Source organism: Edaphobacter sp. (genome assembly GCF_028283685.1).
In the GTDB taxonomy this organism is placed as follows: Bacteria; Acidobacteriota; Terriglobia; order Terriglobales; family Acidobacteriaceae; genus Edaphobacter.
In genome coordinates this window covers 87,700-110,930 of record NZ_JAPWKF010000001.1, presented here as the reverse complement: position 1 = coordinate 110,930, position 23,231 = coordinate 87,700, and the positions used below count along the sequence as shown (strand labels likewise).

Below are 23,231 nucleotides of genomic sequence, written 5' to 3'. Positions count from 1 at the left end.
TCCCTTGCTCGCAAAGATGGCCTCATGAACTGGCTCTACTGGTCTATTCTCTCGGCCATCTTTGCCGCAGCGACCGCATTACTGGCGAAGGTGGGCGTCAGCGGTGTTGATTCCAACCTGGCGACCGCTATTCGGACAACGGTCGTAGTGGTGTTTACCTGGGCGATTGCCATCGGATTTGAGGCGCATCGTGGCTGGAGCGCTCTTAGCGGCCGCAATTGGCTCTTTCTGATTCTGTCGGGTTTAGCGACCGGCCTCTCCTGGCTATGCTACTTCCGAGCCCTACAGCTGGGGCCGGCGTCGAGCGTGGCTCCGATCGATAAGCTGAGCGTGGTTCTGGTGGCACTGGGTGCGTGGCTTCTGCTTGGAGAACGACTGACGCCGATGAAGCTCGGCGGCATCACGATGATTGCAGCAGGCGCTTTGGTCTTGGCGCTCGCTCGCTGAGCCGCTGCGCCAGCTATAGCGATATAATGAATACAGTTCTTTGCAGGGCCCAATGCAATGTTGGTGCCAGCTCCAGATGGGGGCGTCACGGCTTCGACGGGATTGCTTGCGGCAGAGAGGCATGCCGGGGTGTGGACACCCGTAATCGCTCACAAAACTATAAGTGCCGAACCTCAATTCGCGCTTGCTGCTTAATTAACTAAGTAGCCGATTGCTTCCGCTTCGCCTACGGGCGGATACCAATCGTCGCACAGTAGGCTGGCCAAATCTGCTCCGTCTGCGCGGAAATGGCGAGATCAATCAGGCTGGTGGTTGTTGCATCTTCGCCCGTTCCAAGTAACGACCACGAGACAAAGATGATACGGGAAAAGCATGAATGCTCTCTGTTGAAGGTTTTTTCGGACGCGGGTTCGACTCCCGCCGCCTCCACCATCACTAACTAACCGGGAATCAATTGGTTAGCTAATCGGACGGAAAAATCACGGCAAAACTGTACAGTCGCGCTCAAGGATTTGACCCAATTCGGCGATCGAAGCAGAATCTCGCTGAAGTCGGGGTCAACATGCTTTCCGTCTATACCCGCCATCATCCGGACTGCAAGAACGCCGGCGACAAGTCCTGGCGCCGCTGCAACTGCCCGAAGTGGATCTGGGGATCCGTCAACGGCAACTTCATCCGCCGCAGCGCCCGCACCCACAACTGGGACCAAGCTGAGGAGGTCCGCCTTAGCCTGATGCAGGCGGTGAGCGTGCCCTCCCTTCCAGCGTCCCAAGCCACTGAACCCTCTCCGCCAGTAGCGCCCTTCGCTCTCCCGGCTCCACCCGTGCAAACGCATCCCACTGGCCAGGTCTGCCTCCGGCGCCGAAGAGACCGCGTGTCACCGTCAAGAAAGCCGTCGAGGCCTATCTCGCCGATGCCATAGGCCGTAACGTCGCCGAGGCCACGCTCGAGAAACTCAACACCATCTTCGAGAAGCAGTTCCTTCCTTGGAGCTTGGCGCAGGGGTTCGAGTACATCGACGAGGTCGAGCTCGACGCGTTGCTCAACTTCCGCAGCACCTGGAAAGACGGCGCTCTCGCCAAACAGAAAAAACAGAGCCGTCTCATCGGCTTCTTCTGGGCCTGCGTGCGTCGCCGCTATCTGATCGAGAATCCCGCGCTCGGCCTGGGACGAGTCAAGGTTGTTCAGGTTCCGACCGACTACTTCCCTCCCGACGAGTTCCGGAGGATCGTCGACGCGATATACATCTACGGCGATCCCCGCGGTGGCTACATTCCTGTCTAGGACACGCGGACGCGGCTCCGCCCCCTGACGCTTCTCATGCGCTGGAGTGGGCTGCGTATCCGCGACGCAATTCTCCTTGAGCGACACCGCCTACACGAGGACAGTCTTTTGCTCTACCAAGCGAAAACAGGAACTCCCGTTTATGTGCCTCTTCCCTCCTACGTGGTCGAGGCACTTGAAACTCTTCCTCGTGGCCCGAAGCCCAACGCGCGTTACTTCTTCTGGAGTGGCAATGGAAAACCAAAGAGCGCAGTTGCTGATTGGCAGCGCGCTTATCGTCGCCTCTTCGAACTGGTAGATATCCGCAGGCCGGATGGGCAACTCAAGCGTTGCCATCCCCACATGTTCCGTGACACCTTCGCCGTGGAGATGCTGCTGGCCGGGGTTCCCATCGACCAGGTTTCGCTGCTCCTCGGACACGCATCCGTGAAGATCACGGGCCATGGCTCTTCAGAATCGCGTCAGCTTTCGCGACACTGTCGCCGCTGTTAAGTAAGTCATCTAGAAAAACAACGGGCAATTCATTTAGTTAGCCTTCAATCGCCCGAAGACGACCGTTAGATTTACGCTCCTTACGAACAATGACGCCGTTAACATGGCGCCCTACCTGAAAACCGTGGGATTGAATACCTGCTAGTAACGGAATACCTGTCATTTCAAGACACGCAAGTTTAAAGTCGTTGACATTCTTCATGCGTTTCCAGAACAACCGGGAAATCCAGCTCATAGTTAAGGGATCAAGTAGCAATACCCGAGTATCTATGAGCCACGAGCAGGATTTCCCTCTTGTTGACCATGTACTTTCGTTTCCGGCTAAGATAAGCGATCGCGTTTTCAAATGATGTAAAAGTTTTTTTCGGATCTCCACGATTTCCTCGTCTTCGGTGCCAGCCGAAGACGAGGCGGCTTCTGCAATATTGTTCATAGATTTTTTTAATGAGACCCCATTCTGCCGAGCAGAAATCCCATAGCCAATGAGACAGCAATTCCGACAGAACCAAAAACCGTTTGCAGTTGGATGGCACTCCGAAGATATTGATATTTCGCCGACCGATCTTCGGCACTGACTACAGTAAGTTCAAATCTCTTGTATGCGTTCCGAAACGACCACCAAATAGAAATTAAAAAAACATAAGGGGTCGCCAGGAAAAGAAAACACAAGGGAGTTGAAGGTGTCTTTAGGACAAGCGATGCCATTGAAGCAGCTACAATCAGGACAAGGATGGAATTAGCAATATATTCTTTACGGTCTGCACGAGTCGATGTCATTGTCGTATTTTTCCTTTCAGGGCGGATTGTCGTGTGTAACAACAATCCGCCGGAATCATTAGCTAGTTAGCAAAATACTGCGTAGTAAGCGCCAATCGCGACGATACCACCAAGAAATGCGAGCAAAACTCCTACTGAGGCGAAGCCAACAGCTGCGGCAAACGCAGCAGCAGCAGCAGCATCGGCCTCAGCCCAAGCTGCAATAGCAGCAGCACTAAGGCCGCCTCCTAACGCAATAATAGAAGCAAGTACTTGGCAGGTGTCTAAGGCGCTGACGGATTCCATCCCTTCATAGACAATCGTACCGTCTGAATATTCCGCAGTATCCACATCTCCCGGACTGCCTGGACCGGTATCACCATCACCTCCAACACCCCCTCCGTCCCCCCCCCACCACCACCATCACCATCACCGATCGGTAGATCGGGATCGTCGCAATCATCGCAGTCGTCCATGGGCTCGAGCACATCACTTGGGTCAGCTAGAGCATTAAGGCTCACAAAAACTAGTTTGGGGTTCCTTGGTTTATTTGCAAGGTCATCGTCCATATCAGATGTCATAGATTGAATGTTGCGATGCCCTTGAAATACAGCTGGCATTAAACTCGCATCTGACTTCGACAGCAATGAGGCTTGTTGGAGTGTATGTTTAGTGCCCCTCGACTCCTGCCTTATCATGTCATGGAGGCCTCTGTGCATCGCCCACAACCCGTGCGTCTCCACGATATTTGTAAACGCCTGAGAAGCTTGTGCGGCATTTTGCGTGAGATGTTGAGTTATCGCCGGCCTGGCTTTAGGAGCAAATCTGCCCCATATTTTCTAAGATTCCGAAGTTACTATCTACAAGGGTACTTGTTACAGCTGGGGCGCCGTTTGCTTTGATGAACTTCTCTAGCTCCGCGGTCATACCACTACTACGCATGCCCTCCATAACGTAAATTTATTGGCCTTTGCCATGACGAGTCGATGGGCTGTATTTCCGGGCCCTGCCCCTGAAATTTTCTGGTTTGATTTGATTGATGTTTGTTGTGCTACTGCTTTGGTTTCTGACGGCATCGCCCCGGTGGCAGCAACGGCTAGCGATGATGTTACAAAACCGCGACGAGTAATCATTGCGTGACATTTTCTTGAATGTTCATTTCATTTTTGTGTCTTTAGCTAGCGATTTGCGTAAAAAAAATGATGAGTCCGCTCCTATTCGCATTAGGAACTGAGAATGAGCTGAAGCGACTGTCTTTCTCGGAGACAAGTTGAGATAAAAAGGTCGAACAATCAGTGATGCGAAATATATGGTCTTCGCATTAAGGGCGTCAACGCACTTTGGTATGCAGACCAAAGCGCGTAGCAAGGCCTACGTGCGACCAACGATGTCGACGCCAGTTGTTTTTTTGTATACCGCTGACCTCTTGGGGAAAATACGCTAGCCGCGGGCCGCGCAACGCTCCACAAGATGCACGTTGATCTCAAAACCCATGACAAGGAGAGATCGATCAGCTAAAAGCGGCGGTTGGGCCAGACGCGACCACCAAAATAGAATATTATCTGCAAGGCCCTCTGGCCGCATCCACTTCCCTCATTACTCTTACAGCCTCCCAGTTGCAAGCATTGCGGGCGCTGAAGGGGCAGGCGCGATGAGGCGATCGAACCGCTTTTGGATAATGAGCATCTGCGCGATGGCTTGCCTGCTCGGTGCAACGCATTGATTCCACGCCAGAAGCGGATAAGCCTTCTAGCACCTGGTATCGCGCTGTCACGTACAACATGATCCTCATTGCCTGCAATACTGGCATGAGACGCATCCGTGTGATCTCAAAAGAGACGGAGTTGGAAGGCCGGTTTTTTACTACTGTGAACGGGAGCCCGCAAAGAGTCTCTATATCTCATTGATTGCTGATTTTCCGAACAAAGTAAACTTGCGCGAAGGCACGCAGGGCGTGTCGAGATCGATCTATTGCTATGCCACGCTGCGATTACAGGAGGGTGTGGACGCGTACTTACTTGCCGAGCAGATGGGGACTTCGGTACAGATGATCGAGCAGCACTACGGGCGTGTGAGTACGGTCAAGCACGCGATCTCGTGCTGCAGGGCGTGACAGGATGGGAGCTTCCGCATCAAGAGGATGCCCAAGCCAGGGCGTCCAAGGCAGCAGAGACACACGATAAATCCAGGCGCGGTCAGCGCCACAAGCCTCGCTGACCGTTACTCCAAAGCCGTCTTTCGCCGGAGCCGATGGCGGAGGCGGACGTAGGGAGTTCAATACTTAATTAACCTCTTAAGATTATGAGTTAGGATTTGCCGCAGCCCTGCTGGGGCGTTCTTAGCGGCAAATCTTTGCGCACGTGCCGTCGTTGGCGGCTGTCTTCGTGCGCTTTCTGTGGGGGCAGCTGCAACGACGAATGGCCTAGGTGGCATCCACGTATAGACTTTTCGGTGGATTTGTTTTGGTCTGCATTGGATGTATGGCGAGCCAATACGAGTTGAGCGATGCGCAGTGGGATCGAGTGCAGGGGACTCTTCCTGGGCGTGTGGAGCATGTTGGTCGGACTGCGGTGGATAACCGTCAGTTCGTGAACGGTGTGTTGTAGGGTCTACGTTCGGGGGCTCACTGGCGCGATTGGCCGGCCTGCGTGCAGATATCGATTATGGCCTCTGCGATGGCAGGAGCTGGAGAGATGTCTATGAGGATCGTCATAGTTGAAGAGGACATTTCGTGTTTCATTCGTGCATCCATCCGGATCGCCAGGTCATCTTCACCGTAGATCGTTACGCTGAAGAGATCGCTCCGTTTGCTGCGGCTGACGAAGAAATCGCCGATACGGTTTGTTCCGTGAGCCAGAGCAAAGGACATTCTCCTAGACGTTCGACCTCTTGGGTGATGTTGTAGGTAGCTTTTGTGAGAATCAGGTCGCTCACCAATATGAGGTTATCTACCTCATTTGAAGAACGAATCACAGTAACATTCTTTTCGTGTGCGATCTGTGATCGGATGATAGTGTCATCTTATCCTGCAACCCATAGTAGCCTTATCCTGTCGGGATCAAGTTTGCGGAAGGCGCTCAAGATGAGTTGGCAGACAGGCTCGCGAAGTTCGCGAGGGCTGCCGGAAGCACATACGGTCTGTCTTCGATTCAAAGAACCAAACCCGAGGGGGGGCGATTGTCTTTCGCTGTGCCCCATTGGTGGTTCGGCCGAGGCCCCATACGAAATCGCAGTTCGCCACCGACCGCTATTTCTTCCTGCTTGAGCCATGCACGGTGCAATGCGTGGCCGTTGAGTTCGGCACGTTGTATGTACAGGTTCGTTGGACTGTTGCTTTCGGCAATGATCTGGAAACGGGCGCCTGTAACGTCATTGACGATAGTGGCTCGATCTATGAGAGGACTGCCCAATACATAGACACCATTTGCGGTGTTGACAGGGTAGAAGCCGAGCGCGGCATACGTGAACCAGCAGGAGACTTCGCCGCAGTCGTCATTCCCTGGAAGACCGGCGCGTGTTGGGTTATATAACTGCGCGACTTTGCGTACCCAATACTGTGTTTTCCATGGCTGGCCGGCAAAGACGTAAAGGTATGGGTTCCAGTGGCTGGGTTCGTTGCCTTGAGCCTGCTGGCCGACCATGCCGGTAATGTCTGGCCGCGCATTGATGACGAATGATGGTGATGTGAAGAGTGCATCCAGTTTGCGCACAAACGCTTCGTCGCCGCCATGCAATGCAATAAGTCCTGCAATGTCATGTGGTACAGCAAAACTTGCCTGCCATGCGTCTGATTCTACGTATTCGTCATACTCTTCGTCTGGGCGGAACGGGGCTCGCCAACGACCGTCCTCGTACTTGCCACGCATGAAACCTACTGACGGGTCGAAAAGGTTTCGGTAGTTGCCTGCGTACGCTAACAACTCCTGAGCTTCGGCCTGCTTACCAATGAGTTGTGCGAAGGTTCCTGCGCACCAAAAGTCATATGCGAGGTCGAGCGTGGCAGAGACGGAGCCATCCAGCATTTCCATCGGGATAAAGCCGTTCTTTCGAAACGCCGTTTGCTTCTGCTGGAAGTGCTTTACGTCTGCCCCCTGAAAGGCCGACTCCCGCATGGCCTGCAGCGCCAACGCATGATCAAAGTCACGATATCCGCGGACGAACGCTCCGAGGATGATACCCGCGGCGTGGAAGCCGTTCATGCTCCACGTTTCGTTACCCCAGAGTTGCCACATGGGCAGAGAATGAGCCTGCATGCCGCTGTATGCGCGAAGCAGTGTGCAGATCAGGTCATTGATTCGCTTACCTTCGGAGAGCATCATGAGCGGTACCTGTCCGCGATAGGTGTCCCAGATGGAGAGCGTGGTGTAGACGGCAGCTTTGCCTGCATTGCGATTGGTGTGGTCCTGGTCACGATAGGTGCCATCGACATCACTCCACGTGGAGGGTGCCATATAGCTGTGATAGATAGAGGTGGCGTACGTCTGGCTGAGCTTCTCGTCATGGAAGCTGGCGCTGAGCCTGTTGAGTACGTCTGCCCATGCGGCTTTTGTTGCGTTGCGTATGCTGTCAAAGTTAAAGCCCTGTACTTCTGCCCGAAGGTTTTTACGTGCGCCCTCAACGCCAGTGCCGGAGATGCCGACGCGCAGCACCACTTCATGCACATCATGCGGTAGCGTAAGCATGGCTTGCATGCCGCTACCCTGCATGTGATCTCCCGGTGTGATCGCATGCTCTGCTTTGTCTTGACGGAGAGTGACTGCGGTGGGTGCTACATTGAGCTCAAGCACGAAGAAAAACTCACGGTCTTTGGCCCAGCCGTGTGTTGTGCGCGAGCCCGTGAAGCAGATGGGCGTTTCCCATGTGAGTGTCGCTGTTTCCAGATTGGAGCCAAGTCCGTGGAGCAGGTCGAGCAATAAGCCGCGCTTTGCATTGCTTTCGTTTGGAGGGAAGCGATAGCGATGCACGCCGCAATGCACGGTCGCTGTCATCTCTGCATGGACGTTTGGTGTTTCTAGATGGACTTTGTAATAACCTGCTGCGGCTTGCTCTGTCTCTTGCCGGAAGGATGAACGATAGCCAACCTGTGTGGGGAATACCCATCCTGAGTCCGGGCCAAGGAATGCAGCCTGCATCTCTGCCAGCGGTTCAGGAACGCCAATCTCCCAGCTCCAGTTGCGCCCCTCAACAATAGGCATGATGCGGAGATCGCCAAGGTCTGAGCTACCGGTTCCGCTGAGGTGTGTGTGCGAGAACCCAAGGAGTACATCGTCCGGGCTGTGATAACCGGAGCTGTGTTCCCAGCCATCCCACGCGCCCCGTTCGTTCCACTTGGGTTCAGGCGGCCCGCTGGTGTCAGGGCTTAATTGCACCAGACCAAAGGGAGCGGTTGCGCCGGGAAAGGTGTGGCCTCGCCATGCGGTGCCAACCAACGGACGCACACTATCGACGAGACCTGTAGCGTTCGGGACCATGCGGCTACCGAGCTTCTGACTGAAGGCTGAGGAGGTGATGGCTGCTGCGCCGAGGCTAATGAATTCGCGCCGTTTCATGGCCGTGTTTCTCCGTGGGTGACGTCTACGTAGTGTGGCCACGAACATGGCCAAGGATGTCATGGGAACAAGAAGGCCGGAGACCATGCGGCTCCGGCCTTGGCTAAGAACTGGCGCTAGAAGTTGATCTTGGCCTGGAGAGTTCTTTTGCGACACCTAGAGTTGAAGGTTGGTGGAGTCGCAAGCTCCCACATGCACTTATGATTTTCCATAGAAGGACGGCTCAAAACCGGATATGACCTGAGATGTCAAGCCAGCGTGTAAGTCCCCCTCCATTTGAATACCCGTCGACGGTCACCTGTCCGAATTGGGGCGACGTGGGAGTCGTATTGGGCGCCCCGTAAAGTTGCTGGTTGAACACATCGAAAGCTTCAAACCGCGTTTCGAGACTCACTCTATTTTTAAGGCGGAAGGTCCGTTGCACATTGACGTTCCACGCATTAGGTCCCTTCAAGTGGACTCCTTGAAAATAGGTGGGAAAAGACCGCGAATTATTACTAGGCTGGCACTGTGGATTGGTGACAAAACCCTCACCGGTATAGGTGCACACACCATTGTTATAGGTCGCAGTGACATTCCCAACATTGAGCCACTGGATATAGTTATATCCACCATTCGCGCTTGCGCCATTATTGACAAAAACAGGGTGTTTCAACTGAATCTTCTTGGAATCTGGCTTGCCGATATAAAACAAGTTAGGAAAGTTGATCAGCCATCCGGGCTGAGTTTCATACGTGGTGCTGATTTGATATCCACTGAAAAGAGCCGATTTCCAACCTGAATTTGCCCACGTGTGACCACGTCCGAAAGGAAGCCGAAATACAGCCTGGAGTGTTACACGGTAAGGTGTGCTGTTATTTGAAGCTTCCCAGCTTGGCGAAGGGTCAAAGCTATTTGCGAAATAGTTACGATCTCGTTGGTGGTTGAGTTGAAGCGCGGCCATCAGCGAAAAACCGTTACTTAATCTTTTTGTCACATTGACCTGAATCTCCTGAAATTTCGACTCGCCAAGGGATTGATACAACGTCAAGCCATTCATTTGTGGGTATTGATTAAGAAGCTTATAAATTGAAGTGTTCTTGGCGGTGAAGTAGCTACTGGATGAGATCAGGCTGTACTGCGTCGGATTGCTGGCAGCGAGGCTGCTGAAATTTGCAAGCAGAAACGGATTTGGCAGTTGGGTCGATAAGATGTCGGTATTCTGTGCAGTATTGGGTTGCGGACCGGGCTTGTAGAAGGATGCCGGCGTCGGCGCTGTGTTCTTTGGCATTAGAATTCTGGTTGCGAGCGATCCAGTCCAGGCGACTTCCACCATTGTCGACGCGCCAAACTGATGCTGGATGCCAAAATAACCGCGGAGCAAACGTGTTGGGGTCAGATTATGGTCATAGATGCTAGGGTTTCCTCCTGCGTAGTACATCGCTCCTGCTGCACTACCGATCGGTTGATTGAACCTGCTCCCGCTGGCGTTTACCGGAAACGGATTTCCCAGGGGTGATGTTCCGGCTACAAAGTCTGTTCCACCCACGTTGGAAGAATTCACCGTCGTGCTGGAGCTGTATCCATCCTGATTGCTGGTAAAGAATGCCTCCGTACCTTTGCCGGCGCCGCCGCCTGAGTAACCGCCTATTAGAGACAAAGGTGTGCCCGGCGAGGTGGTCGCATTGAGCGTGTCAGAAAAAAGCCCCACTCCTCCTCGAAGCACGGTTCTCTCATTGAGTTGATATGCAACCGCAAGTCTCGGCAATACGCGGGAGTTGTTTGCAAACTGATTCCTCGGAGCACCATTGACTCCAGCATATTGTGGACCACCTTGAATGATGAGCGAAGCAGGCAATACCGCTTGTTGGGCCGCAGTTGCACCTGCGCGAGCCGCTTGATATGCAAGGTTGGCAGCAGCCGCAATGGGAAGCGATGCTGTTGGATCCCATCCCACAATCTGGCGGTCGTGTTTTTCCACTGGGCCATACTCGTATTCGTAGCGGATGCCCGGAATGATCGTAAGTCTTGGTGACACACGCCACGTATCACCGATATATCCTGCATAGTAGGGCGTCCCAATCGACAAACTCGATTGATAGTTCACTTGAGAATTCGTCTGAACGCCCGCCAGAAGTGCTGCATAGGCCAACCCGTAGTTTTGCTGGGTGTAGGTGTGATCCGAGTTGTTATTTTGTTGCGTATAGGTATTGTCGAAGGTGTAGATTCCACTTGTATTTGCCTGGGCTCCGATTGAATAGTTCTGGAGTCGCCATTCAAATCCGCCGCGCAGCGTATGGCTGCCCGCTACTCGGGTCAGGTTGGCGCGAACGGCAAGAACACGATAATTGCTCGTTCCGGCATCCATATTCCCAATTTTTTGATAGCCCGACACGGCGATTGTGGGCAGCGTCAAGAATCCCTTCGCATAGTCATCTGCGTAGCCAGGTAAACCAACATCGCTTGGTTTGTATTGGTCGTATCCAGGAAAATTACGAGACTGCTTGCGTTGCGATGCTCCGACTGTAACATCAAGATTCGTTTTTGCATCGAACACGTGGTTCCAGCCCAGAGCTCCGGTGTCCACCCAAGTGTCTACCTGTCGCCTGTCCACATTGCCGACAGTAAAGCCTTGCAGCGTATTCGAAGCATGCGCCCTTGACCATCGAAAAAACGCATGGTCCATCTGGGAGGCTGCATAGTCGAACCGCTGAACGAATTGACGAAATGTGTTTGGCGTTGAAGTAACATAAACGAAATTGTTTCCTGTTGCGCTGCCATTCGTCGGGGCGGGTGTCAGGCTGTTGTAGATTTTCGCCATGCTGTTCTGCTGCATCATGCTGGCAGGAAGTATGTTGCCGCAGACCGGGTCTCGACGGGGAGTGCGGCTGGAGTCGTATGTTGCGGTATAGGGATTGTAGATCTGGTACTGACCGTAATAAGGAGTTCCCGCACCGCATTTACTTATGAACGCGGCTGGTACATTCGTGGTCTGCACAGGAAGGTCGCTGAAATTCCCTCCCCGCTCCAGCAATGTAGGGACAGTTGTCGTGTTCGCAGCCGCGTCAGTAAATACATCGTTGTCATACCCCGTAAACCAGAAGAGTTTGTTGCGACCGTCGTAGAGAGGTGTCCCATCAAGCTTCGGTATAAAGAAAGGTCCGCCGATACCGAAACCTGCATTGTGTTCATGGACTCCGGGATAACCAAACTGGTTTTCGTCCAAAAAGCACTTCGGTGAAGTCTTCGCACCGTTGTAGCAGTTATCGACGGATTTTTGATACTTGTAATTCAAACCCTGAAAATGGTTCATGGCTGCCCAGCGGCGATTCTGGTAGAGCCAGCGAAGGCCACCATGCAGATCGTTCGTACCATTTCGAGTGGTTTGCGTGACGGCTATTCCCATCGTGTGCCCGACAGAAGCATCGTATCCGCTCACATCGATCTTCATTTCGCCGATTTCGTCAGTTGAAAGACTGATAGCGTTCCCTCGTTGACCCGCCTGATTCGGCGCACCGTCGACACTGTACTCGTTCGCATTTGGCTGGCCTGACGTTCCCATCTTGGAAACACCGTTCCATCCCAAGGTGCCACTCATGGAATATCCCTGCGAAACTGAGCTTTGTACTCCAGGAGCCATCTCGATAAGCTGGAAGGTATTCTCGCCGCTAATCGGTAAGGCCTGCATCTCAGCCGTTGTCAGTATCTGCCCTCCTGTGCCGCTTTCCATATTCAGCAAGGAAGCATCCGCCGTTACGGTGACCGTTTCCGTAGTATTTCCAGGACGGAGCTTTAGAGGAACGTTGATCCTTGCATCCGCCTGAAGAGTGATTTGCGTTCGTATCAGCGTTTGGAATCCAGGAGCAACAACCGAGATTCTGTAAACACCCGGAGTTAGAGAGTCCACTTCGAAGAACCCGCTCGAGTTTGTGACAGAGCTTTGGGAAACCCCAGTTTCAGTATTCCTCACCGTCACATGTGCTTCGGTAATAACGGACTGAGTCGAATCTGTCACAGTGCCAGATAGGGTCGCTAATCCAGTAACCTGAGCGCTTGCAGTAACGCCGGCGAGGCACAGGCAGGTGCAAAGCACCCCGAATGCGCCGACTAGAAAACAGGAGAATACTTTGCTTTTTTTTGCGTGGTGTGATCTTAGCGAACTCTTTGGCGTCATTTTCCTCTTCAAATAAGTCCGAATCTCGGTAGGAAGATTTTGTTTCATCGGAATTTCCATTTTTTCTTCTCTCTAAGTGGTTCTGCGGGCGCTGTACGTCTCTGTTGACTCAGCGAATTCTTGACTGTGGGGCAAAATTCAGAGCAAGCTGGCGATGATCTACGGATTTCATCTTTTTGCCATACGGCTTACGAGGCGTGACGACCAGTATTTTGGAGATACGACACCACAAAGTCTCGGGTAGCGCGTGCTATAGCTTTGCTTATGAACCTCACCCCAATGCTGCGAACCCACACCTATGCCAGGACGGTTATGAGTTTCATTTGCTTTTTATTCCATTTCCGCAGTTACACAATGGGCTCACTTGCTTCCCATGATTCGTGCGACAGGGGACCAAAGATCGCTATAAGCGCAAGAGTCAAAATGCAACTTCTGCGCTGAATCCTGGACACCAGGCGGGCGCGGAGACGGATGGGGATTACGCGGATCGTCCTCGATGGTTTTCAAGGCCCAAACCATCCAGCCGATGTCTTCCTTGGCAAAGAGGGCCAGCATGCCGGCCTCGAACTTGCGACAGGTGGTCTCGTCATATTGCCACCAAGTAGCTCCAAATTCGGTGCAGAGGACCGGCACATCGTATTTATCGCGGAATGCGGTCACATGCTCTTGGACTAACCAAGGTTCGTCGCTGTGTGGATAATCATGAAAAGCGAAAACAACTTGATTGAAGGGTGCATCAAGTGTTCTGGCGACTGCACCCCAGGTTTTCTCCAAAGCTCTGGAATGCGACCAATCGGCGGTGCCGACAATCACAATGTGCCGCTGGTCAACCTCGCGAATCGCCTTAATGCAGCGAATATACAAGTCACGGACAGTTTCTGGAGGCAGATCGTGAGGCTCGTTGCAAAGTTCATAGCCAAGGACATTGGGCTCGTCTTTGTATCGAGTAGCAACTTTAACCCAGCGAGCAATCCATTCTTGAACACCGACTTCGTCCCAGTGGCTATATTGCTTTTGGGCCTGTCTGGCCTTAGATTCGTCGATTCTCTCGCTGAAGTATTCGTGGTCATCGAGAATGACATATAGACCGTTCCTCTTGGCGGCGTCTATGACTGGGTCGCAAAAGGTGGGGAGTTCCGCATCAATGTCGATTGGTTTGGCTACGTCATTATTGAAATGACGCGTGTAGAAAGCTAAGCGGACGGTATTGAGGCTATGCTCTTTGCAGAAACGCATCACTTCATCGTCTTGAGCTCGAATGATTACATTACGGGCATATCCAATCCCAAGGGGTATGAAGGGATGCTTGGCTTCTCGGTCATCTGAAGAGCGAACAATCATGTGGCCTTTTACTGAAAGCCAAGGCAACGCCTGGGAGACATTTTTTTGGGAAGACGCTGTTTCGGATTCCATTACTCCTGAAACGTCAGCGTCCAAGTAGGGCAGTTCGGTATTGTCCGTGGACCACCTGCCGTCGTGCATTACATACAGAGGGGTCCGCAATGTCGCGATCTTGGCAACAGCGCTCCGCCCACTTATCGCCCATGTCAGCCCTCCGATGCCCATTGCCGCAAGCAGGGATCTTCTGGGAATTCCATTTGAACGATCACAATATCTCTTCATAAGCTCCTCTTCCGCTTCACCGGTTCTTCTCAAACGTTTGGTGCGATCCGCTCGGGCCCGTACAAAACTGTTGAGCACGGTCTATCCCTGTCGTATCGACAGGCAAGAAAATTACAGTGTTTCTCTGTTCGATACATGTTTATCGGCATGAAAATAAAGGAAATAATCGGTTTTTGGGGCTCCACATTTCATGCCTCCGCGTGGTACCATTTTCGCGCTCATGGACTCATTGAAAAGCTTCGCCGAGCCGTCTTCTCAAGCGGCGGTACAGGGTGACCCGTTCTTGTTGCTGCCGCCAACAGATCCCCGCCGGGGCGCAGTAGAGCGCGTACTGGCTAGTTCTGTGTTCCAGCGCTCACCTCGAGCAAGCGAACTTCTGCTGTACCTCTTTCGACAGGTCCTACTCAGACCGACTGAGAGTATTTCCGAACAGGATATTGCGGTAGATGTCTATGGGCGTCGCCCGGGATACAACGCAAGCGAAGACGCAATTGCCAGAGTCCAGGTCTCTCAGCTCCGAAAGAAGCTCCACTTGTATTCCGTGGACGAGGGAGCGAAAGACCCTATTGTTATAGAAATCCCCGCGCGATCCTACGCTCCGACATTTCGAGAGCGGCAAGCAGAATCGGTAGATGTCTCGTCGCCGACGGAGTCGTTGCCAGCCGCAAGCAAGCCCATTTGGACCTTCTTAAACGGTGCAATCATTGCGGTTCTTGTTCTTGGATGTGGGGTGTTGGCCTATCAAAACCTCGCGATGAAACGCGAGATTCGAACGAAATTTCCGTATGCCCCAAGTTTGGATCGCCTGTGGGGTACCATTTTCCACCAGGACCGTTCGCTTCAGGTTGTTCTGTCCGATTCGTCCTTGATGCAGATGGCAGATCTCACCGGTAGGCGGGTAACCCTGAGCGAGTATCGCGACGCTCTGTTTCCATCGCGGTTCTTGTCGAAAAACGTAACCGATCCGGCCGTTCTCACCACGGCACAGAGGGTTATCGCCCACATCTACACGACAACTCAGGACTCCGATGCGGTGTGGCAGATTAGCCGTCTCACGTTGCGCTATGGAGTTTCGGCAAATCTGATCTCGGCAAGAGACTTTCGCTTGGAGCCGCAGACATCTGGGGATGTAATTTTGTTGGGCCACCCTTATGGCGATCCCTGGATGGAGCTCTTTGAGGGTCGGATGAATTTCCGGTATGACATGGCCTCCGACGGCAAACGAAGCATTCTTAATATGAACCCGCAGCCCGGTGAAAGCCGGGTATATGAATCGGATTCCTATCCATCGCAGATGGGCTATTGTGTTATTGCGTTTCAGCCAAAGCCGATTGGAACAGGAGACGCTCTTCTCATTCTTGGAACCGACATGTCTTCTACCGAGGCGGGACTGCGAGCAATTTCTGAAGAAGCATTTGCTGCCGAGTTGTTGCGACGCATCGGAGCAGGATCGTCGGGAACGCTGCCCTATTTCGAAGTGTTGGCGCGCGTAAAGCTTGTGGGAGGTGTCTCACCGGGGTTTGAATTCGTTACGCAACGAACAGCAGTTCATTGACACCGCACCGCATCGCTACTTCTTCATGGAACACACATAAGAGGTTGGGTTATTTATGTCACCCTGACCGTTATACTTTGGCTCTGCCGGGTAGGCACACACAATCCTGACCATCCCATTGCCCGTGGCAGTCAATGCTTCCGGGGCCTTTCCTTTCTCGACCCAATTCACGACAGCGTCCAGCGGCGCAATGGTTGAAGGCCCTTGTCCACCACTGCAATGCTGAACGCCGGGCAACATAAACAGTCGCACCGAACCGTCGATCGGCGCTCTGGCAGCCGCGGCGTTGAAGTATGTAATGGTCTCCCCGGGTGGCACGATCTGGTCAGCCCAACCGTGATACAGAACGAGCTTGTGCCCATGCTTCATAAACAGATCAAGGTTAGGATCGGTGGCATTCAGTGTACCCGACAGCTTCGCCTGCATCGTGTCGACATCGTTGCCGTAGTCGAAACTCTGCCAGGCCCAGTCCGCTCCAAACACCCATTCAAACACAGGTGCAAACGGTGCTTTCGCTATCGAAAACCTGGATGGCAGCCATCCCCAGGCAAACTCACTGCCACGCTCTAACCCAGGGTAGAGCTGCCGTCCGTTCCGAGAATCTTTCGGTCCTGCATAGGTCTTGTTTACTGCCTCAACCTGAGATGGGGTAAGGCATTGTTCGCTCTTTCCGTCTTTGCAGAGCAAAACGGCTGGATCAAACCTGCATGAACGTGGATCGCCAATCAGACCATCCTTCACCCCATCATTCATGTCACAGGCCTTCACAACTGCCTGATTCACCAGCGTCAGCTTGTCCGCCGAAAGGGAGCTTCCTGGAGCTTCAAGTGCCGCAAAGTTCCACAAAATACTCTCATGCACTCCCGTCCGGTTATGAGCCGGCGCACCACCAACAATGCCGTCATAGTCATCCGGAAAACGTTGCGCTTCCATCAACGCCTGCTCACCACCCGTTGAGCAACCGACGAAATAATCCTTCTTCTCTGCACGCCCATAAAACATCTTTACGACGGACTTGGCGAAGACCGTCATCTCATGAGTGGAACGCCATCCCCAATCTGCCCACCGCTCTGGGTGGCCGACATAGATTCCAGCGTCCTTACCATCCGGAACACCGAGTCCCATATCGGTATTGGCGACGGCATATCCATCCTTCAACCCATCCGCCAAAGGACCGTAACCGATGTGTCCAGCCAACCCTCCGTTGCCTGTTCCCTCTAGGCGTTGGTTCCACGTCGTCACTGGTAGCCAAACTTCGATCTTGATCGATGAATCACCACTCGGATTCAGTGTCGCGGTAACGCGACAGAACTCAGGCAGGTCATCGATTGCCTTTCCGCCTTGCGGCGTAAACGAACCTCCGTGAACGACCTCAGCCGACGTCACCCCAGACATCGTCTTAAGCCGAGCGCAGTCCTCTGCAACCGCAATGCCTGAACCGGGTAGCGTAAGAACCGCCAGCAGCAATAGATCCCGTACGATACGTTTTCTCAAATTTCCGTTCCAGTAACCGTGATCGCAGCCAAGGCTACCATAGCATCGGCGATTTACCACCCATGGTGAAAAGCAAAAAAATCAGATGGTGGAGAGGCCAGCGCGGCGAAGGTTCATATCGAGCGCCACGAAATGCTGTCGCGCGATCAACTGGAAGCTCTTGGAAAGAACAAGATTAATATCGGCGTTGGAAGGCCTCTAGACCCGCCGTTTGATCGAGTGTTTTCTTCAGAGACGCTGTACGAGGAGGAGATGGTGTTTTGTTACCATCAGGCCATCCACTTGCGGAGGCCCTATCGATATTGGAGCGCTTGCTTCTGAGCGGTTTGTCTTGCGTGATCGAGATGGGATCGAGGATCGGTATGACAGCATCCTGCAAGCTCTAAATTTGACTGCAGGTTTACGGCACTGAAATCCCGGAATGCTGCACTCAAATCCCGCACGAAGTTCGGGGTAAAGTTTGTCCGGGAATTGAATGCAAAAATGGCGTAACTGAGAAGCTGCGGGGGAGCCGATTGGCTTTTGGCGCTGAAGCGCGAATCGGTAATAAGCGCAATCAATCAGCACGAACGCAGTCGTTGACGATCGTCACCGTTCCGGAGCAGATTATTTCGTCCGGGATTAGAGTACATAAACCAGCTCGAATTCCGGGATTGAGTGCAGTCCGACAACGGCATCACTATTCCTCAGCGATACGACCCCTGACCTTCTCTTCACCGAAGGCGACTTCAAACTCTCTCGAGATGATGCTGTCCGGAATCACTCGCAATTCGGTAGAGGTGTTCATAAGTGCAGCCTGACTTTCGGCACGCTACATCGTGCGCGGTATCCCGAACTTTGTGGTACTCAACGAAGGCCACCTCGTCTCGCAGCAGGCCGGGCTGGTAGGCCATCAGTAGACGGAGCAATGGCTGGCGAACGCCTGAAATATTCAGGTCGCGCCCGGCTGATACCGAACGCGACCTGCGTGTTGTCGAAATACCCTCTTCCTGTCTGCGGTTCCAGATCATGTTCCGAAACCGCAGACTGCGAGAGAGCATCGTTTAGTTGCTGTTCATCACTGAGAGCGTGAGCTGCGAGGTACGCTGCACGGAACCCGCCGTTGCTGTCACCGTGACGTTGTAGTTAGTTGCAGCCTGCGCCGTCGAACCACTGCCGCAACCTGTCAGGCTGCCAACTCCCACCACAGTGCCCGCGAGCAACAGCGCCGCGAAGAGCACGCGCCCCAGCCTTCCCGTCGCCCACCGCATGCGGCGTACGCCTGCCAGTGGTAGCAGCAGGAGTGCAAACGAAAGCGGTAGACCACGCCGATCGTGAAGTCCAGCAACGACCGCAGCCGCAGGCAGTTTAATCAGCAGGGTTACGGTTTGTGGTCCGGCGTTCGCAGCCAGACTCGTTGTTGTCGTTGTCCAGGTCGCACCCGTTGGCAGGCCTGTGACCGAGAACGTCACCGGGCCGGGGTATGCTCCGTTGACTGGAGCAAGCTGATAGCTGACTGCTACCGACGTGCCCGTGTACACCTGGGTCGTTGACGGGCCGGTAAAGCTGAAGTCCTGCGAGGCGACCGTGATCGTACTGCCTGTCGTTGAGCTCGCGCTGCCCAGGAAGTTGCCATCGCCAGCGTACGAAGCCGAGATGACGTGACTGCCCGATGCAAACGTGCCGCTGTAAGTGGCGACGCCACCGCTCACCGCCGCAGTACCCAGCGCGGCGCCGTTGTCGAGGAACGTCACCGTCCCCGTCGGCGTTCCGCTGGTGGCCGAGGCAACAGCCGCCGTCAGGACGACAGTCTGCAACGGCGTTGCGGACGTACTGCCAAGGGCCAGCGTGGTACCCGTGGCCGCTTTCGTCACAGTTAGCGTTCCGTTCGAGGTAAACACCGCGTAGTTATTCAGCGTGGCTCCCGTCACCGCAGGCGTGACCGTATAGCTTCCTACGGGTGACGTCGCGGTGGCCGTCGTTGTGAAGCTGGTGGTGAAGCTCTCGTTGTTCTTCGCTCCGGTGACCATGCCCACGAAGGCCGGGTTGGCACCGCCGTAGACGCGGGTTGCGTCGTTCGCCGTCACCGTCAGCGCCGCGGGCTGAATGGTAAAGCTGGCCGTCGTCGAGGCCGCCGGATAGCCGCCTGCTGCATCCTGATCCACGCGCAGTGTGACGTTTCCTGCGCCCGTGATCGTTACCGTGCTGCCCATGACGGTCGCCGGACCGGAGACGACGCTATAGCTCAACGCGCCTGTTGAGCTCGAGGTCGCCGTCACGCCGAACGGAGCGTCGCCGTAGGTATGCGTTCCCGGAGAGGGCAGGGTGAGGTCAGCTGCCAGCGTCACGACCTGCAGAGAGAAGGTGTCCGTCGCTGTCGCCGCGGTGGAATCGGTGACCGTGATGGTGTAGGTCGTCTGGCTGCTGAGAGCCGTCGGCGTGCCGCTGATCGCTCCCGTGCTAGAGTTCAGCGACAGGCCCGGTGGCAACGCCGGAGCGGCGCTGTAGGCCAGTGGAGCCGTGCCGCCCGCGCCCGTGACCGGAGTAAATGTCGTCGCGGCGTGGCCAACCGTCAGGGTCGAGGAAGCAACCGCTGTCGTCGCCGTCAACGGGGCGAGCCCGGTGCCACTCAACGCGATCGTGTGCGTCGTCGAAGGGCTGGCGTTGAGGTGGTTGTCGGTCAGCACCAGCGAACCGGAGACCGGTCCCGCTGCGGTTGGAGCGAAGCTGATGTCGAGCGTGCAGTCCGTCCCTGCGGAGAGCAAACCCGGCGCACTGGTCGTGCTGCCAGTCAGCGGGCACGCAGTTCCCCCCGTACTGTTCAGCGAGAAATCCGATGCGATGCTGGGATTGTTGCCCGACGAGGGAATCGGGAAGCTCAAGGCTTCACTACCGATGTTGTCCAGTGTGATTGTCTTAACCACGCTCGTGCTACCGATGTTGGTTGCGGGAAAGGTCAGTGAGTTGGCTGCGGCTGAACGATCGAGGATGCGGACCACGTTCCCGAAGTCGGCGATCAGGATATTGCCGCCCGGATCAAGCGTAAGGGTCATCGGATATGCGCCGAGCGAGCTGACTGGAATGACAGTCGTTATTCCCGAAGACGATACCTTCACGATACGCGCGTGTTGGTCGGCGATATAGACACTTCCTCCCGCATCAACGGCAATACCCGCAGGCACGGATAACGTCACCGAGCCAGTTGCGAGCACTGACGCCTGACCATCAGCCGTAATCTTCAGGACACGATTTGCGGACCTGTCCCCGGCATAGAGCGTACCGGCAGAATCAACGGCAAGATCGAGCATCGAACTAGACGAAAAGCTGTAACCGGGTGTGCTGACCACGCTTCCCGTTCCCGTGGGCGAACCGGTCGAAAGGCTGACGCCATTGAGAACGACCTTGTCGATGCAGGTGTTGCCATAATCCGCAATGTACAGAACTCCGGAGCCATCGATCTTGAGCGATGTGGGATGGCTGGGCGCAGAAGGCAGACCGCTGATGGCCAGCGTTCCCGCTGTGCCTGACGCGGGAACAACGAGAATACGGCTGTTGTTGTAGTCCGCGATGAAGAGATTTCCTGCTCCATCGACGGCGATGCCGGTGGGTAGCGAGACGCCCGAAACAGGAATCGCAACACCGTCGCCCCCGCCGGCCGGAATCTTGAAGACCTTGTTGGAGTTGGAATCTGTCACGTACATGTTGCCCGCGCCGTCGAAGGCCGCCTGGTAGGGAGCATTGAGGGTTGTGTTTCCCGTATTCAGGTTGCTGACGGTGCCGGGCGTAAACGCGGCCTGCGGGCCTGTTCCCGTCCCATAGATATATGCCGTGGCGATGGAGTCGCCGCTGCCGTCCTTCAGGACGACGGCGCCTCGACGTTGGCCCGGATAGCGTGGCGCGAAGGTCACATCCACCGTGCAGGTGTCGCCCTTTGCATAGCTGTGCGATGTGCCATTGGTCGTGCAGCTTCCCGTCCCGGCATCGGTAAAGTCGAGTCCTTCGCTGCCCTGCGTCATCACCGACGGCGCGGCGATGCTGCCAGGCGTGTCGAAGGCGAAGGTGAGGGTGCGCGAGGCCGGAGTCGTCGCCGCAACCGGCAGATCTTCGAAGTTCACCGAACGGGTCGAAACCACACCGATCTGCGCCTGTCTCACGCTGGGAAGATAGTAGATATGACCGCTGGCAGCGTCTACCGCGATCCCGAAGCCAGTGTAGTTGCTTGCCAGGGTGCTGGTGATCCCGCTGCCGGGATTGAAGCTCAGAAGTTTATTGGTCGCGCTGCCATAGCCCGAGATGATCAGGTTGCCGTTGCCATCCACCCGGACATTGTTGGGAAAGCTGATTCCCGGAACCACCGTCGTCATGGAGGGGTTGGCGGGGACAGTGCCACCCACCGCCAACATCTCCACAATCGTTCCAGCGTTTGCCATCGCGACATAGATGTTCCCACTGCTGTCGATGTCGATGCCGCAGGGCCAGTTCAGGCCGGACGCAATGACCGTTACCGTGGGATTGGCCGGGATGGTGCCGCTGACCGCGGCAATCTTATGCAACGAGCCTGTCGTCGTCTGCGCGAAAAAAATATCGCCGGCTGCATCGACCGCGAGGCCGGTCACCGTCGTTAGCCCGGAGGCAACCGTACTGATCGCCGGACTGTCAGGGATGCGGCCACCGACCGCGGCGAGCATCTTGATCGAATCGGGACCGCTGATGAGGAGGTTGCCCTGCCGATCGAAGGTCAGGTCGTTTGGTTCAGTCAATCCGGACACAAGCTGCTGCGGTACAGCATCGGAGGGAATCTCCCCGCGGATCGCCGTGAATCTCCAGATCGACCCCAACGTGAAGTAGCTGACATAAAGATTTCCCTGGGCATCGGTCGCGAGTCCGTACGGCGTGCTGGCCAGCGGAGAGTTGAGTGTGCTCAGACTGGCCAGAAGATGCGCTGTCGTCGCCGAGGCATGAAGGCCGACAGTCCCAGCGAACAGGAGGCCGATCGCTGCGATCCAGCGGGAGAGGCAGCCGGCATGATGGAGAACAAGGCGCGACAAGGCAGAGGGCAGGTAGCGTGCTGAGAGTTTCAAAACGTCCTTAAGGAGATCGGTTGTTAGTTGGTTCAATGTTGCATGGCGCTTCGCCCGGGAGACGTGAGCACATGCCAGCAGGGGTAGAGGTAGTGTAGAAATTTCTTCGAGGTTTCCTATTCAACGAAAGTGGCAGATCTCTTCCTGTCACTCCGTTATGCAGGAAGAGTATGCACCGCGTCAGCGGAGGTAAAGACTCTCAAGCCTGCGCCCTTGTCACGATTCGTCATCTCAACAGTGTTGGTCATACAGGCCCACGCCTTCTGATTAATGCAGACCCGAGAAGGATCGAGTGGGTTGACAGCCTTGCCAGCTGCAAACGACTGGCATCCCCGACACGAGCTGATCGGGACCGTCTGGCAATTGGTGGTGAATGTATCCACCGATTGCGATCTCTACGAACAGCGGGCTCGCTACCGAAGAGGATTCACATTCGTGGAAGTCACTTCTGACTCCCCTGTTCCCCAAGGTCTCGGAGTCTCGCTCGCGTGCCGGGCTTGGCCATCCCACTGCGGCGACGTCTGACCAGCAGCGCTCTCGAACAGCTTCCCAAGAGAATGATTTCAGCTTTCTCCAGTCCCCTGCACTGCGTCCGCGATTTGAGTACAGTAGCCGAGGTTTCGGATCAAATCCGTGATTTGAGTGCAGCGTGACAGTAAGCAAGTGGACCTTGGTCGTCAGACCTCCTCGGGAACGCCACAGAGCCTTGTCGCTCCCATTTTGCGATCAGTGACGCTTCCTGGTGGGGCGCGCGATGGTCTAAGGCCTGTTACTACTAATCGAAGATCCAGATCGGCGAACCGGTCTGCCAACTTTGT

General features: G+C 54.8%; 12 protein-coding genes, 1 other RNA gene and 2 pseudogenes. 6 read left to right on the top strand and 9 right to left on the bottom strand.

All coding sequences use genetic code 11. From position 1 onward, the window contains the following. The first annotated feature begins 24 nt into the window (after positions 1 to 24). The 4 genes and pseudogenes from PW789_RS00420 to PW789_RS00405 all read left to right on the top strand — a co-directional run. The gene (locus tag PW789_RS00420) at positions 25 to 447 is read left to right on the top strand and encodes an EamA family transporter (protein ID WP_299370117.1); all 423 of its coding nucleotides are present in this window, start codon (positions 25 to 27) and stop codon (positions 445 to 447) included. A gap of 78 nt (positions 448 to 525) precedes the next feature. Beyond that, positions 526 to 879: a transfer-messenger RNA gene (gene ssrA / locus PW789_RS00415) on the top strand. 561 nt (positions 880 to 1,440) lie between these two features. After that, positions 1,441 to 1,731, top strand: a complete 291-nt coding sequence (locus PW789_RS00410) for a hypothetical protein (protein WP_299370114.1) — start codon at positions 1,441 to 1,443, stop codon at positions 1,729 to 1,731. Positions 1,732 to 1,752: 21 nt separating this feature from the next. Then, a pseudogene (locus tag PW789_RS00405) lies at positions 1,753 to 2,223 on the top strand (tyrosine-type recombinase/integrase); the annotation flags it as partial. A gap of 37 nt (positions 2,224 to 2,260) precedes the next feature. Here the strand turns inward: PW789_RS00405 and PW789_RS00400 are convergent. From PW789_RS00400 to PW789_RS00390, 3 genes are all read right to left on the bottom strand, one after another. Then, positions 2,261 to 2,656 carry a hypothetical protein gene (locus PW789_RS00400; protein ID WP_299370112.1) on the bottom strand — a complete coding sequence of 132 codons (396 nt, stop codon included), beginning with the start codon at positions 2,654 to 2,656 and terminating at the stop codon, positions 2,261 to 2,263. Positions 2,657 to 2,664: 8 nt separating this feature from the next. Next, positions 2,665 to 3,000 carry a hypothetical protein gene (locus tag PW789_RS00395; RefSeq protein WP_299370110.1) on the bottom strand — a complete coding sequence of 112 codons (336 nt, stop codon included), beginning with the start codon at positions 2,998 to 3,000 and terminating at the stop codon, positions 2,665 to 2,667. Positions 3,001 to 3,066: 66 nt separating this feature from the next. Then, complete coding sequence (locus PW789_RS00390) at positions 3,067 to 3,330, bottom strand: hypothetical protein (protein WP_299370108.1); 264 nt, start codon at positions 3,328 to 3,330, stop codon at positions 3,067 to 3,069. A 2,129-nt stretch (positions 3,331 to 5,459) separates the two neighbouring features. On the opposite strand from PW789_RS00390, the pseudogene PW789_RS00385 reads away from it, so the two are divergent. Next, positions 5,460 to 5,582 (top strand): annotated as a pseudogene (locus PW789_RS00385) (IS5/IS1182 family transposase); the annotation flags it as partial. Between the two features lie 20 nt (positions 5,583 to 5,602). Here the strand turns inward: PW789_RS00385 and PW789_RS00380 are convergent. The 4 genes from PW789_RS00380 to PW789_RS00365 all read right to left on the bottom strand — a co-directional run bounded on the left by PW789_RS00380 (position 5,603) and on the right by PW789_RS00365 (position 14,094). Continuing rightward, the gene (locus PW789_RS00380) at positions 5,603 to 5,848 is read right to left on the bottom strand and encodes a hypothetical protein (RefSeq protein ID WP_299370106.1); all 246 of its coding nucleotides are present in this window, start codon (positions 5,846 to 5,848) and stop codon (positions 5,603 to 5,605) included. Between the two features lie 280 nt (positions 5,849 to 6,128). Continuing rightward, positions 6,129 to 8,576, bottom strand: coding sequence for a GH92 family glycosyl hydrolase (locus PW789_RS00375; RefSeq protein WP_299371554.1), 2,448 nt, complete (start codon positions 8,574 to 8,576; stop codon positions 6,129 to 6,131). 175 nt (positions 8,577 to 8,751) lie between these two features. Further along, positions 8,752 to 12,741 (bottom strand): TonB-dependent receptor, encoded by a 3,990-nt coding sequence (locus tag PW789_RS00370; protein ID WP_299370104.1) that lies wholly within the window; start codon positions 12,739 to 12,741, stop codon positions 8,752 to 8,754. A 300-nt stretch (positions 12,742 to 13,041) separates the two neighbouring features. Continuing rightward, a complete protein-coding gene (locus PW789_RS00365) occupies positions 13,042 to 14,094 on the bottom strand; it encodes a glycoside hydrolase family 5 protein (RefSeq protein WP_299370102.1) in 1,053 nt (350 codons plus the stop codon). A 430-nt stretch (positions 14,095 to 14,524) separates the two neighbouring features. Here PW789_RS00365 and PW789_RS00360 point away from each other — a divergent pair, with 430 nt between their 5' ends. Beyond that, complete coding sequence (locus PW789_RS00360) at positions 14,525 to 15,859, top strand: hypothetical protein (protein WP_299370100.1); 1,335 nt, start codon at positions 14,525 to 14,527, stop codon at positions 15,857 to 15,859. A gap of 15 nt (positions 15,860 to 15,874) precedes the next feature. Here PW789_RS00360 and PW789_RS00355 read toward each other — a convergent pair whose 3' ends face one another. Together PW789_RS00355 and PW789_RS00350 are read right to left on the bottom strand one after the other, a co-directional pair. Then, a complete protein-coding gene (locus PW789_RS00355) occupies positions 15,875 to 17,353 on the bottom strand; it encodes a tannase/feruloyl esterase family alpha/beta hydrolase (protein WP_299370098.1) in 1,479 nt (492 codons plus the stop codon). Between the two features lie 1,043 nt (positions 17,354 to 18,396). Next, entirely contained in the window at positions 18,397 to 22,413 is a 4,017-nt protein-coding gene (locus PW789_RS00350; RefSeq protein ID WP_299370096.1) for an Ig-like domain repeat protein, read from the bottom strand. Positions 22,414 to 23,231: the final 818 nt, after the last annotated feature.